This window comes from Aeromicrobium sp. SP1, assembly GCF_055663785.1.
In genome coordinates this window covers 2,684,170-2,696,623 of record NZ_JBQVVK010000001.1, presented here as the reverse complement: position 1 = coordinate 2,696,623, position 12,454 = coordinate 2,684,170, and the positions used below count along the sequence as shown (strand labels likewise).

Genomic DNA, 12,454 nt, shown 5'->3' with positions numbered 1-12,454 from the left:
GGACATGAGAGAGCTCGTGGCGCAGTTGCGCGAACGCACGGCCACCGCACGCCTCGGCGGCTCCGAGAAGGCGCGCGAGCGCCACGTCTCCCGCGGCAAGCTGCTGCCGCGCGACCGCGTCGACCGGCTGCTCGACCCCGGCTCGCCGTTCCTCGAGATCGGCGCCCTCGCCGGATACGGCCTCTACGGGGACGACCCGTTCGCCGTGCCGAGCGCGGGCATCATCACCGGCATCGGCCGGGTCTCCGGCCGGGACTGCGTGATCGTCGCGAACGACGCCACCGTCAAGGGCGGCACGTACTACCCGATGACGGTCAAGAAGCACCTGCGCGCCCAGGCGATCGCCGCGGAGAACCGCCTGCCGTGCCTGTACCTCGTCGATTCCGGCGGCGCCTTCCTGCCGATGCAGGACGAGGTCTTCCCCGACCGCGAGCACTTCGGCCGGATCTTCTTCAACCAGGCCAACCTGTCGGCGCGCGGCATCGGCCAGGTCGCCGCCGTGATGGGCTCGTGCACGGCCGGCGGCGCCTACGTCCCGGCGATGAGCGACGAGACGGTCATCGTGCGTGACCAGGGCACGATCTTCCTCGGCGGACCACCCCTCGTGAAGGCGGCGACCGGCGAGGTCGTCACGGCCGAGGAGCTCGGCGGCGGCGACGTCCACGCCAAGGTCTCCGGCGTCGTCGACCACCTCGCCGAGGACGACGACCACGCGCTCCTGCTCGTGCGCTCCATCGTCGACACCTTCGCCCGGCCGGACGTCCCGACGATCACCCGCCGCGACCCGCTGCCGCCGCGCGAGGACCCCGACGAGCTCAACGACGTCGTCCCGGTCGACTCGCGCACCCCGTACGACGTGCGTGAGGTGATCGCCCGGATCGTCGACGACTCGCGGCTGCACGAGTTCAAGCCGCTCTACGGCGAGACGCTCGTGTGCGGATTCGCCCACATCGACGGCTGGCCCGTCGCGATCATCGCGAACAACGGCATCCTGTTCAGCGAGTCGGCGCTCAAGGGAGCGCACTTCATCGAGCTGGCGAACCAGCGCGGCATCCCGCTGGTCTTCCTGCAGAACATCACCGGGTTCATGGTGGGCCGCCAGTACGAGCACGGCGGCATCGCGAAGGACGGCGCCAAACTCGTGACGGCGGTGGCCTCGAGCGTCGTGCCGAAGTTCACGGTCGTCATCGGCGGCTCGTTCGGCGCCGGCAACTACGGCATGTGCGGGCGCGCCTACGACCCCCGGTTCCTGTGGATGTGGCCCAACGCGCGGATCTCGGTGATGGGCGGCGAGCAGGCCGCGTCGGTGCTTGCGACGGTGCGCTCCGACCTCGAGACCGACGAGCAGGTCGAGGCGTTCAAGGCCCCGATCCGTGAGCGGTACGAGGAGCAGGGTTCGCCGTACTACTCGACCGCCCGGCTGTGGGACGACGGGATCATCGACCCGGTCGACACCCGCCGCGTCCTCGCGCTCGGCCTGCAGGCCGCGTCGCACGCCCCCGTTCCCGAGCCGAGCTTCGGCGTCTTCCGGATGTGATCAGATGACCATCAGCAGCCTCCTCGTCGCCAACCGAGGTGAGATCGCCGCCCGCGTCCTGCGGGCGTGCGGTGAGCTCGGGATCGACGGCTTCGCCGTGCACACGCCCGGCGACACCGGCCACCTCACGCTCGCGCTCGACGCCGTCCCGGTGCCGTCCTACCTCGACGGCGACGCGATCATCGCTGCCGCCCTCGAACTGGGCGCCGAGGCGATCCACCCGGGCTACGGCTTCCTGTCCGAGAACGCCGCGTTCGCGCGGTCGGTCACCGAGGCGGGACTCGTGTTCATCGGCCCGACCGCCGACGTCATCGAGCTGATGGGACGCAAGGACCGGGCCCGCGAGGTCGCCGAGCGCGCCGGGGTCCCCGTCACCCCGCGGTTCGAGCCCGACGCCGTGCCCGCCGACGCCTACCCCGTGCTCGTCAAGGCCGCGGCCGGTGGCGGCGGCAAGGGCATGCACGTCGTGCGCGAGCCCGCGGGCCTCGCCGCCGCGATCGACACGGCAGCACGCGAGGCCGCGGCCGCGTTCGGCGACGACACCCTCATCATCGAGAAGTACGTCGAGGGCGGGCGCCACGTCGAGGTGCAGGTCTTCGGCGACACCCACGGTCACGTCGTGCACCTGCTGGATCGCGACTGCTCGGTCCAGCGCCGCCACCAGAAGGTCGTCGAGGAGGCGCCCGCGCCCGACCTCGACCCCGCGGTCCGCGAGCGGATACGGGCCTCGGCCGTCGCGCTGTGTCACGAGGTGGGCTACGTCAACGCCGGCACCGTCGAGTACCTCGTCCTGGGCCGTGAGGCGTTCTTCCTCGAGATGAACACGCGCCTGCAGGTCGAGCACCCGGTCACCGAGGAGGTCACCGGAACCGACCTCGTCGCGTGGCAGCTCGCGGTCGCCGCGGGCGAGCCCCTGCCGCTGACGCAGGACGAGATCGCCGAGCACGGCCACGCGATCGAGGTCCGGGTCTACGCCGAGGACCCGTACACCGGGTTCCTCCCGCAGACCGGCACGGTGCTCGAGGCGTGGTGGCCCGAACTCGACGACGTCCGGGTCGAGACCGTCGTGGACGACGGATCGGTGGTCTCCTCGTCGTTCGACCCCATGCTCGCCAAGGTCGTCGCGTCCGCGGGCGACCGCGACCTCGCGATCGAGACGATGCTGGAGGCGCTCGCCGAGACCGCGATCTTCGGCGTCACGACCAACACGGGCTTCCTCGCCCGCATCGTCGACTCCGAGACGTTCCGCGCCGGCCGGATGCACACCGGCTGGTTGGACGAGTCCCCCACGGAGGTGCTGGAGCCCCCGGTCGCCTCCGCCGTCGAGGCGGGGATCGCCGCGGGACTGCTGTGGCCGCAGACCGATGACGGCTGGCGCTCGGCCGGGCCTGCGGCACCGGTGATCCGACCCGTCATCGACCGCGAGGGCGTGCGCCACGACGTCCCGACCGCGCTGTCGGCGTTCGTGCCGCACGTGGTCGAGGGCACGCGCGCCCACGTCGCCTTCGCGGGTCAGGTGTGGACGTTCGAACGTCCCGACGGAACCCGCCGGCCACGCGTCGCGCACGCCGGCGATGCCGAGGTCGTCTCGCCGATGCCCGGCACCGTCATCGCGGTCGACGTGACGGTCGGGGACGAGGTCGTCGCGGGCCAGCGGCTCGGCGCGGTGGAGGCGATGAAGATGCACCTCGCGCTGGTGGCTCCCCATGCGGGCGTCGTGACGTCGATCCTCAAGGGCATCGGGGCCCAGGTGAAGCTGGGCGACCAGCTGTTCCACGTCGAGGCGGACGCGTGACCACCCTGCCGATGGTCGAGCGCGACCCGGCCCTGCCCGAGCGGGTCACGATCTACGAGGTCGGCGCCCGCGACGGTCTGCAGAACGAGAAGGGTCTCGTCCCGGTCGACGCCAAGGTCGAGTTCGTCGAGCGGCTGCTCGCCGCGGGACTGCCGGTGGTCGAGGCCACGAGCTTCGTCCACCCGAAATGGGTTCCCCAGCTTGCCGACGCCGCCGAGGTCGTCGATCGCCTGCCCGTCGGCGGCGAGGTGCCGCTGCCCGTCCTGGTCCCGAACGAGCGCGGTCTCGACCGCGCGCTCGAGGCCGGCGTCCGGCACATCGCGATCTTTGCGAGCGCCACCGAGACGTTCGCGCAGAAGAACCTCAACAGCAGCGTCGAGGGCCAGTTCGCGATGTTCGAGCCCGTCGTGCGGCGCGCGCTCGAGGCCGGCGTCGACGTGCGGGCCTACGTCTCGATGTGCTTCGGCGATCCGTGGGAGGGCGCCGTCGATCCGGTGCAGGTCGTGGGCGTGGGCTCCCGGCTGCTCGACCTCGGCGCCACGGAACTGTCGCTCGGCGACACGATCGGCGTCGGGACGGCCGCGCACGTGGCCCGCCTCGTGGGTGACTTCGCGCAGGCCGGCGTCGGCGTCGACCGGCTCGCGATGCACTTCCACGACACGTACGGCCAGGCCCTCGCGAACGCGCTGGCGGCCCTGCGCTGTGGGATCACGACGTTCGACGCCTCGGCCGGCGGCCTGGGCGGCTGCCCCTACGCGAAGAGCGCCACGGGCAACCTCGCGACCGAGGATCTCGTATGGATGCTCACGGGGCTCGGGATCGAGCACGGTGTCGACCTCGACCGCCTCGTCGAGACGAGTGCGTGGATGGCCGGCATCCTCGGCCGGCCCAGCCCGTCGGCCGTCGTGCGGGCGCTCAGCGGCGGCGGAGCCGACGGTCCTTGAGCTCGGACTGCGCGTAGCGTCCGACCTGCCACGTGCCGAAGCCGTCCGCGCCCGCGCCGACCGCGCCGCCGAGCAGCGGGATCTTCTTGCCCGCGAGCATGAGCGCGCGGCGACCGATCGTGCGGCCGACGAGCTCGCCCGTGACCTCCTTGGCGATCGTCTCGTCGAGGACGGGGTCGTAGAGCGGCGCCGTGGCCAGGGCCATCGGGGACGACGGCAGCCGCTGCGACTTGATCATGGCCTTAACGGTGTCCTCGCCGAGCATCACCGCGAGGACGGCGTTGCGCACGCGCGGGTCCTCGAGGTCGTAGCCGCGCAGGTACGCGATGCCCGCGACGAGGTGGCACTGCACGAGGGTCACGCCGACGACGTTCGCCGGGATCGTGGCGGGCGCGACGGCCACGCCGCCGAGGTTCGTGACGAATCCCTGCAGGCCGGCCATGCTCGTGTGCGAGCGGACGAGGGCGGCGACGGCCTTCTCGACATCGCCGCCGTGCGCCGCGAGCTTGGCACCGGCCGTCTCGGCGACGGGCTTGAGCGGGCCGATGCCGTCGATGGCCCGGTCGAGCACCGTGCGGACGTAGCCGGACGCGAAGTGCGGCACGACGCGCGTCCCGGCCTCCTTCGCCAACCGACCCTTCATGTCCATGCGGGCAAGCATAGGGAGCCCTGCCGCGTCCGCTCGCTGGAAGCGCCGGCCGCCCGGCGCCGGACCCGGGCGTCAACCCTGCCGCGCGACAGGGCCGATGGCGAGCGCCCACTAGGATTCTCGGCATGAAGCGTTCCCCCGTGCGCCGTTGGGCCCTCGCCCCGGCCGCCGTCCTGCTCGTCCTCGCCGCCGCGTGCGCGCCCGCCGACGAGTCCGACGACACCTCCTCCGATGCCACCACGACCGCCGGCGAGTGCGCGGTCGACCAACTGCCGCTGTTCACCGACGGCAAGCTCACGATCGCGACCGACGACCCGGCCTACGAGCCGTGGTTCGTCGACAACGACCCGAGCAACGGCGAGGGCTTCGAGTCCGCCGTCGCGTACGCCGTGGCCGAGGAGCTCGGCTTCACGAAGGACCAGGTCGTCTGGACCAAGGTCCCGTTCAACACCGCCTACCAGCCGGGCGTGAAGAAGTTCGACTTCGACATCAACCAGATCTCGATCACGTCCGAGCGCAAGCAGGCCGTCGACTTCAGCAAGCCGTACTACACGGCCGCGCAGGCGATCATCGTGCTCGAGGACAGCAAGTTCGCCGACGCCACGAGCCTGGCCGACTTCAAGGACGCCTCGCTCGGCGCCCAGATCGGCACGACGAGCCTCAAGGCGATCGAGCAGATCGGCACGCAGGACGCCCCGCTGGTCTACGACGACACCACGAAGGCCGCCGAGGCGCTCAAGAACGGCCAGGTCGACGGCATCGTGGCCGACCTGCCGTCCGCGTTCTACCTGGTCGCCGCCGAGATCGACGACTCCACGATCGCCGGGCAGTTCCAGTACGAGGGTGGCGAGCAGGAGGAGTTCGGTCTGCTGCTGGAGAAGGACAGCAAGTTGACCCCGTGCGTCGACAAGGCGATCACCGCGCTGACCGACGACGGCACCCTCGCCTCGATCGAGGAGAAGTGGCTCTCCGCCTCGGCCGACGTTCCCGTCCTGAAGTGACCCCCGTTCGATGACCGTTCCCGCGCCGTCGGCGCGACAGCAGGAGCGCAACGCCTGGCGGCGCCGGCGCACCCAGCGTCGCGCGGCGGTCGGGACGGTCTCGACGATCGTCGTCCTGGGCCTGCTGGTCTGGGCCGTGACGCACGCCGCCGGCTGGCCCCGGGTCAAGGAGGCGTACTTCAGCGGGTACCACGCGCGCGAGTCGTTCCCGGCGATCTGGGACGCGTTCTGGCTCAACGTCCGGCTGTTCGTGACGATCGAGATCCTCGTCCTGGCCCTCGCGCTGCTCGTCGCGGTCGTGCGGGTCGTACCCTCGCCCGCGATGGCGCCGTTCAAGGTCCTCGCGGCGCTGTACACCGACGTGTTCCGTGGCGTGCCGACCCTGCTCGTCGTGCTGCTGGTCGGCTTCGGCTTCCCGGCCCTGAGGCTCTCCGGGATGCCGACGAGCCTGTTCTGGCTCGGCGTGATCGCCCTGACCCTCAGCTACGGCGCCTACGTCGCCGAGGTGCTGCGGGCCGGGATCCTCTCGGTGCACCCGACCCAGTGGGCGGCCGGCCGCGCGCTCGGGCTCGGGTACCGGCAGACCCTGTTCCGGGTCGTGCTGCCGCAGGCGGTCCGCAACGTGACGCCGCCGCTCATCAACGACTTCGTGTCCCTGCAGAAGGACACCGCCCTGCTCTCGGCGATCGGCCTCGTCGAGGCGCTGCGGGCCGCGCAGGTCTACCAGGCGAACACGTTCAACTTCACGTCGTACTGCGTCGCGGCGCTGTTCTTCATCGCGGTGACGATCCCGCTGGCCCGCTTCACGGACTGGCTCACGATCCGCCAGCTGCGCCGGCAGGGAGGTCAGTGATGCTGCGCATCGTGGGGGTCCAGAAGGCGTTCGGCGAGCACGTCGTCCTCGACGGCATCGACCTCGACGTCGCGGCCGGTGAGGTCGTGTGCCTCATCGGTGCGTCCGGTTCGGGCAAGTCCACGCTGCTGCGCTGCGTCGACCTGCTCGAGCGCACCGACGACGGCGACATCTTCCTGGGTGACTCCGAGCTCACGGATCCCGCGATCGACGAGAACGAGGCACGGGCCCGGATCGGGATGGTGTTCCAGGCCTACAACCTGTTCCCGCACCTGACCGTCCTGGGCAATCTGACGATCGGGCCGCGCCGCGTGCGCGGACTGAGCCGGGCCGACGCCGAGCGCCGGGCCCTGGGACTGCTCGAGCGGGTCGGACTGGCCGAGAAGGCGAAGGCCTACCCGGGCTCACTCTCCGGCGGCCAGCAACAGCGCGTCGCGCTCGCCCGAGCCGTCGCCATGGACCCCGAGCTGCTGCTGCTCGACGAGGTCACGTCCGCGCTCGATCCGCTGCTCGTGGGCGAGGTGCTCGACGTCGTCCGCGAGCTCAAGGACGAGGGCCGCACGATCGTCATGGCGACCCACGAGATGGACTTCGCCCGCGAGTGCGCGGACCGGATCGTGTTCCTCGCCGAGGGCCGCATCGTCGAGTCGGGGCCGCCCGAGCAGCTGTTCAGCGCACCGCAGGATCCGCGCACGGCCGACTTCCTCGCCCGGCACCGCCGCTGAGCACGAAGACGACCCCGCCCTCTCCGAGGGGAGAGCGGGGCCGTCGTCGAGTTCCACGGGCGATGCAGCTCCCTCCACGGCACCGCCCGCGGAGGCCGTCACGCCACGGAGGACGCCGACGATTCGGGGGCCGCGTCGGTGGCGCGGGCGGTGGTCTGGCGGATCGCGGCGATCACCTGCTCGGGAGAGTCGCCCATCGGGACGTGACCGCAGCCGGTGAGCGTCACGAACTCGACGCCGCTGATCTTCTTCGCGGCGAGCTTGGCCTGCGAGGGATGCAGGATCAGGTCCTTGTCGCCCCACGCGATCGTGATCGGCACGCGCGCGCTGCCGCAGAAGGCCTCCGGCGTCTTGAAGCCGAGCGGGATGCAGCCGAAGAAGTACGGCCAGAAGCCCTTGCCCTTCTTCATCGCGAGGGCATCGCCGTAGACGCGGTCGGGCGAGTAGCGGCCCGGGTGGTGGTACAGGAACACGCCGATGAAGAACCGGCCGAGCGAGAAGTTCGCGACCTGGCGCAGCAGCCACTTCGGCAGGTAGGAGCCGAGCTTGAGCGGCAGCAGCGTGGCCGCGGCCTGCAGCAGGCTCCACGGACGGAAGTAGCCCGCCGGCGACAGCCCGGTCGCGGAGCGGACGTGGCCGTCCTGGGCGAGCGCGATCGAGACGAGGCCGCCGAGCGAGTTGCCCGCGACGTGCGGACGCTCGACGCCCCACTTCTCGAAGTTCTCGACGAGCGCGCGGACGACGTTCTCGGCCGTGTACCCCGTCCCCTTCGGCAGCGCGGGCGAGTCGCCCAGGCCGGGCAGGTCCGCCGCGATGACGTCGTAGCTGCGGGCCAGCTCGTCGATCACGGGATCGAACGCCGCGTGCCGGTGACCGATGCCGTGCAGCAGGACGAGCGGCTCACCCTGGCCGCGTCGGGTGTAGGCGAGTTCGCTGAGCATGGGGGCTCCCCGGGTCGGCACACCGAGTGGGGCTCGATGTGACACTTACGATGTCGCATGGAGTCTGCCATATCGTCTGGCGGGTGTGAACCGAATCACAGAACATCCGGTAGGCGGTCGGGCGGCCCGTTCCGGTTGCACCGTGACAGTTGAACTGTCACAATCGGCCGCGTGACCCAGAGCACAGGACCCCTCGCCGGGGTGCGCGTCGTCGAGATGGTTGGCATCGGACCGGGCCCGTTCGCCGCCATGCTGCTGGCCGACCTCGGCGCCGACGTGATCCGCGTGGACCGGCCCGGTGGCAACGCCCTCCAGGTGGTCGCACCCGACCGCGACGTCCTCGGCCGCAACCGCCCGAGCGCCGCGATCGACCTCAAGGCCGACGGTGGCGTCGACCTCGTCCTCGACCTCGTCGAGCGCGCCGACGTGCTGATCGAGGGCTTCCGTCCCGGCGTCATGGAGCGCCTCGGCCTCGGCCCTGACGAGGCGCTGCGCCGCAACCCGCGCCTCGTGTACGGCCGCATGACCGGCTGGGGCCAGGACGGCCCGCTCGCCGACCACGCCGGGCACGACATCAACTACGTCGCGGTCGCCGGCGGCCTCGACCCGATCGGTCGGGCCGGTGGACCGCCCCAGGTGCCGCTGAACCTGCTCGGCGACTTCGGCGGCGGCTCGCTGTACCTCGTCGCCGGCGTGCTCTCGGCCCTCGTGCACGCTCGCTCCACGGGTGAGGGACAGGTCGTCGACGCGGCGATCACCGACGGCGTCGCCCACCTGCTGTCGATGACGGTCGCGATGCAGCAGGCCGGCGCATGGTCCGCGCAGCGTGGCACCAACCTGCTCGACACCGGCGTTCCCTTCTACGACGTGTACGAGACGTCCGACGGCTACTGGATGAGCGTCGGCGGCCTCGAGCCGCAGTTCTGGTACGCGATGCAGGAGGCCTTCGCGTCCGTCGGCCTCGGTGACCTGCCCGACCGCAACGACCCGAAGAACTGGCCCGCCCTGCGCGCGACGCTCTCGGACTGGTTCGGCCGGCGCACGCAGGAGGAGTGGACGAAGCTCTTCGCGGGCACCGACGCGTGCGTCGCCCCGGTCATGCCGCTCGCCGACGCCTACGACCACCCGCACAACGTGGCGCGCGGCACCTACGTCCGCGAGTACGGCGTGACGCAGCCGGCCCCGGCTCCGCGCTTCTCGGCCACCCCCACGACCATCCGACGCGCTCCCGACCTGCCGGGTGCCAGCACCCGCGAGGCCCTGGACGCGTGGGGCATCAAGAACGTCGACGACCTGATCGATCGCGCCGTGGCTCATCAGCACGGCGCGCTCGCGAACGAGGAGATCTGAATGGAACGCACGCTTTTCGAGCCTGAGCACGACGCCTTCCGCGACACCGTCCGGACGTTCCTCGAGAAGGAGGTCGCGCCGCACCACGAGCAGTGGGAGAAGGACGGCATCGTCCCGCGCGAGGTGTGGACCAAGGCCGGCGCGCTCGGCCTGCTCGGCTTCATGATGCCCGAGGAGTACGGCGGCGGCGGGGTCGTCGACTTCCGCTACAACGCGATCCTGCAGGAGGAGCTCACCCGGATCGGCGCGAGCGGCGTCGGCTTCGCGCTGCACACCGATCTCGTCTCGGGCTACCTGCTCGGCTACGCCACCGACGAGCAGAAGGCGCGCTGGCTGCCGAAGTTCTGCACGGGCGAGATGATCACCGCGATCGCGATGACCGAGCCCGGCACGGGATCGGACCTGCAAGGCATCAAGACCACCGCCGTCCGCGAGGGCGACCACTACGTCATCAACGGCGCCAAGACTTTCATCAGCAACGGCATCAACGCCGACTTCGTGATCGTCGCGTGCAAGACCGATCCGGACGCCGGCGCGATGGGCGTCTCGCTCATCGTCGTCGAGCGCGGCATGGCCGGGTTCGAGCGCGGTCGCAACCTCGACAAGATGGGCCTCAAGGCGCAGGACACCGCCGAGCTGTTCTTCGACGACGTGCGCGTGCCCGTGGAGAACCTGCTCGGCCAGGAGGGCCACGGCTTCATCTGCCTCATGGAGAAGCTCCCGCAGGAGCGGCTCACGATCTCGGTCGTCGCCGCGGCGGCCTGCCGGCAGATGATCGACATGACGCTCGAGTACGTCAAGAGCCGGAAGGCGTTCGGCAAGCCGATCGGCTCGTTCCAGAACTCCCGGTTCACGCTCGCCGAGCTGGAGACCGAGCAGCGCATCGCCCAGGTCTTCGTCGACCGCAGCATCGAGGCGCTCAACGAGGGCAAGCTCTCGATCGAGGACGCCGCTGCCGGCAAGTGGTGGACGACCGAGCTGCAGAAGAAGACCGCCGACGCGTGCCTGCAGCTGCACGGCGGTTACGGCTACATGAGCGAGTACGCGATCAGCAAGGCCTACCTGGACACCCGCATCCAGACGATCTACGGCGGGACGACCGAGATCATGAAGGAGATCGTCGGTCGATCCCTCGGCGTCTGAGGTGCGCTGAGACAGATCGCCGAAACCACGTCATATCCCGACGGTTGGCAGGTCTCATCGGTGCAAGGGCGCAACGATGCGCCCGCGGGAGGATGAGTGCGATGCCCAGCTGGTGGCCGACCACGCAACCGGAGGTCCACGTCGAGCCGAACCCGGGATCGCTCGGGCCCGCCTCGGTGCACGCACCCCGCTTCCTCGACCGTGACCTCGTCCGGCCGAACTCCGCGGGGCGCTCGATGTGGCCCGAGCTGGCCGACGTGCTCGCGATCGTCGGGGACATCACGCCGCTCAGCCTCTACGAGACCACCGCCGACGACGTGACGGCGATCCGCGGCGAGTCCGTGCACTGCTACTTCTTCGGTTGGGGCGAGGCCCTCGTCGAGGTCGTGCGCGCCGACGGCTCCCGCGAGTTCGAGTTCGTGTCGATCATCGACGCCGCCGACCGGCTCATCACCGCCGCGACGTCGCCCGTCTCCTTGGCTGACGGCCGCATCCTGGCCTGCACGCTCGCCGATCGCCGTGACGGCGTCGTGCTGTGCGGGCCCGACGGGATCGTCGTCGGGGACCTGCCGGACGCTCCCGGCCCGGTCCGCAACGCCCTCTCGCTCGGCCCGGAGGACATCCGCGTGCTGCTGCTGGCCCGCTTGCGCGAGCCCGCTGTCGCCTGACCGCTCAGCGCCGGAACACCAGGCCGTCGTCGGAGCGGCCGTCCTGCATCATCGGAGCAAGCACCCGTTCCGACTCCGCGACGTCCACCCGGACGCCCAGCGAGGGCACTTCCATCGTCGTGAAGTGCGGTCGGATCGGATCGAGGAAGTCGGCCAGGGTGATGTTCGCGACGTCCCGCAGATGATGGGGGACGAACTCGACGACGAGGGCCTTGGCCTCGGAGAGCAGTCGCGGCATCCCGCGCAACGCGAAGTACTCCGACCCCTCGATGTCCATGACGATCACGTCGAAGGAGTCGTGCGGGTAGGCGTCGTCGAGGCGGTTCGCCTCGACCTCGACGCGGGTCGGCCGGTCGAACGTGTAGCGGTGCGAGAGTCTCGCCGGAACACGCTTGTTGCCACCGGAGTTGACCGTCCCCTGCAGCATCTCGAGCCGCCCCGGCGCATCGGAGGCGGCGAGTTGCCGCGGGTGGCAGTTCTCCAGCGCGTTGAGGAGCACATTGAGGCGCAGCAGTTCGAACGTCTGCGGCGAAGCCTCGATCGCGTCGACCCGGCTCGTCCGCCGCGCCAGCGGGATGGCCAGCGTCCCGACGTGCGCCCCGACCACGAGGACGCGGGACTCCGGATCCGTCAGCCCGGCGATGCGCTCGATCTCGTCAGCGCCGTACTGGCCGTCGAGCCGCAGTCGCCGCCCGATCGTGAAGTCGTCCACGCCGACCAGGAACCGGCCCTCGGGGGTCTCGGTGAGGATCGCCCGCGCGTGCGCTCCATTAACCGTCCGCGTGATCCGGCCGCCGAGTGCCTTGACCGAGAGCTTGAGTTCGTCGAGCACCGCGCCGCACCTCCTG

General features: G+C 70.8%; 12 protein-coding genes. 9 read left to right on the top strand and 3 right to left on the bottom strand.

Translation table 11 applies throughout. From position 1 onward, the window contains the following. The first annotated feature begins 4 nt into the window (after positions 1 to 4). From ACT26F_RS13265 to ACT26F_RS13255, 3 genes are read left to right on the top strand one after another with little or no spacing between them, the layout of a single operon-like run. Positions 5 to 1,537 (top strand): carboxyl transferase domain-containing protein, encoded by a 1,533-nt coding sequence (locus ACT26F_RS13265; RefSeq protein ID WP_471671687.1) that lies wholly within the window; start codon positions 5 to 7, stop codon positions 1,535 to 1,537. Positions 1,538 to 1,541: 4 nt separating this feature from the next. Then, positions 1,542 to 3,332 carry an acetyl/propionyl/methylcrotonyl-CoA carboxylase subunit alpha gene (locus ACT26F_RS13260; protein ID WP_471671019.1) on the top strand — a complete coding sequence of 597 codons (1,791 nt, stop codon included), beginning with the start codon at positions 1,542 to 1,544 and terminating at the stop codon, positions 3,330 to 3,332. Next, a complete protein-coding gene (locus ACT26F_RS13255) occupies positions 3,329 to 4,276 on the top strand; it encodes a hydroxymethylglutaryl-CoA lyase (RefSeq protein WP_471671018.1) in 948 nt (315 codons plus the stop codon). Before ACT26F_RS13260 ends, ACT26F_RS13255 begins: the two co-directional genes overlap by 4 nt. Here ACT26F_RS13255 and ACT26F_RS13250 read toward each other — a convergent pair. Then, positions 4,248 to 4,925 carry an EcsC family protein gene (locus ACT26F_RS13250; protein ID WP_471671017.1) on the bottom strand — a complete coding sequence of 226 codons (678 nt, stop codon included), beginning with the start codon at positions 4,923 to 4,925 and terminating at the stop codon, positions 4,248 to 4,250. The genes ACT26F_RS13255 and ACT26F_RS13250 overlap by 29 nt on opposite strands. A 125-nt stretch (positions 4,926 to 5,050) precedes the next feature. On the opposite strand from ACT26F_RS13250, the gene ACT26F_RS13245 reads away from it, so the two are divergent. From ACT26F_RS13245 to ACT26F_RS13235, 3 genes are read left to right on the top strand one after another with little or no spacing between them, the layout of a single operon-like run. Continuing rightward, a complete protein-coding gene (locus tag ACT26F_RS13245; protein ID WP_471671016.1) occupies positions 5,051 to 5,926 on the top strand; it encodes an ABC transporter substrate-binding protein in 876 nt (291 codons plus the stop codon). Positions 5,927 to 5,936: 10 nt separating this feature from the next. Next, the gene (locus tag ACT26F_RS13240) at positions 5,937 to 6,779 is read left to right on the top strand and encodes an amino acid ABC transporter permease (protein ID WP_471671015.1); all 843 of its coding nucleotides are present in this window, start codon (positions 5,937 to 5,939) and stop codon (positions 6,777 to 6,779) included. Beyond that, the gene (locus ACT26F_RS13235; RefSeq protein ID WP_471671014.1) at positions 6,779 to 7,504 is read left to right on the top strand and encodes an amino acid ABC transporter ATP-binding protein; all 726 of its coding nucleotides are present in this window, start codon (positions 6,779 to 6,781) and stop codon (positions 7,502 to 7,504) included. Before ACT26F_RS13240 ends, ACT26F_RS13235 begins: the two co-directional genes overlap by 1 nt. A gap of 98 nt (positions 7,505 to 7,602) precedes the next feature. Here ACT26F_RS13235 and ACT26F_RS13230 read toward each other — a convergent pair whose 3' ends face one another. Then, the gene (locus ACT26F_RS13230; protein ID WP_471671013.1) at positions 7,603 to 8,445 is read right to left on the bottom strand and encodes an alpha/beta fold hydrolase; all 843 of its coding nucleotides are present in this window, start codon (positions 8,443 to 8,445) and stop codon (positions 7,603 to 7,605) included. 171 nt (positions 8,446 to 8,616) lie between these two features. Here ACT26F_RS13230 and ACT26F_RS13225 point away from each other — a divergent pair, with 171 nt between their 5' ends. From ACT26F_RS13225 to ACT26F_RS13215, 3 genes are all read left to right on the top strand, one after another. Beyond that, positions 8,617 to 9,795, top strand: a complete 1,179-nt coding sequence (locus tag ACT26F_RS13225) for a CaiB/BaiF CoA transferase family protein (RefSeq protein WP_471671012.1) — start codon at positions 8,617 to 8,619, stop codon at positions 9,793 to 9,795. Then, positions 9,796 to 10,938 carry an acyl-CoA dehydrogenase family protein gene (locus ACT26F_RS13220; protein WP_471671011.1) on the top strand — a complete coding sequence of 381 codons (1,143 nt, stop codon included), beginning with the start codon at positions 9,796 to 9,798 and terminating at the stop codon, positions 10,936 to 10,938. It begins immediately after the preceding gene. A 101-nt stretch (positions 10,939 to 11,039) separates the two neighbouring features. Continuing rightward, positions 11,040 to 11,606 (top strand): hypothetical protein, encoded by a 567-nt coding sequence (locus ACT26F_RS13215; RefSeq protein ID WP_471671010.1) that lies wholly within the window; start codon positions 11,040 to 11,042, stop codon positions 11,604 to 11,606. Positions 11,607 to 11,610: 4 nt separating this feature from the next. Here the strand turns inward: ACT26F_RS13215 and ACT26F_RS13210 are convergent, their stop codons facing one another. Further along, entirely contained in the window at positions 11,611 to 12,438 is an 828-nt protein-coding gene (locus ACT26F_RS13210) for an FkbM family methyltransferase (protein WP_471671009.1), read from the bottom strand. Positions 12,439 to 12,454 lie beyond the last annotated feature (16 nt).

What these genes read in the sequence shown, in the direction of transcription:
- ACT26F_RS13265 (WP_471671687.1), top strand. Translation starts at nt 5, where the DNA reads ATGAGAGAGCTCGTGGCGCAGTTGCGCGAACGCACGGCCACCGCACGC.
- ACT26F_RS13260 (WP_471671019.1), top strand. Translation starts at nt 1,542, where the DNA reads ATGACCATCAGCAGCCTCCTCGTCGCCAACCGAGGTGAGATCGCCGCC.
- ACT26F_RS13250 (WP_471671017.1), bottom strand. Translation starts at nt 4,925, where the DNA reads ATGGACATGAAGGGTCGGTTGGCGAAGGAGGCCGGGACGCGCGTCGTG.
- ACT26F_RS13245 (WP_471671016.1), top strand. Translation starts at nt 5,051, where the DNA reads ATGAAGCGTTCCCCCGTGCGCCGTTGGGCCCTCGCCCCGGCCGCCGTC.
- ACT26F_RS13240 (WP_471671015.1), top strand. Translation starts at nt 5,937, where the DNA reads ATGACCGTTCCCGCGCCGTCGGCGCGACAGCAGGAGCGCAACGCCTGG.
- ACT26F_RS13235 (WP_471671014.1), top strand. Translation starts at nt 6,779, where the DNA reads ATGCTGCGCATCGTGGGGGTCCAGAAGGCGTTCGGCGAGCACGTCGTC.
- ACT26F_RS13230 (WP_471671013.1), bottom strand. Translation starts at nt 8,445, where the DNA reads ATGCTCAGCGAACTCGCCTACACCCGACGCGGCCAGGGTGAGCCGCTC.
- ACT26F_RS13220 (WP_471671011.1), top strand. Translation starts at nt 9,796, where the DNA reads ATGGAACGCACGCTTTTCGAGCCTGAGCACGACGCCTTCCGCGACACC.
- ACT26F_RS13215 (WP_471671010.1), top strand. Translation starts at nt 11,040, where the DNA reads ATGCCCAGCTGGTGGCCGACCACGCAACCGGAGGTCCACGTCGAGCCG.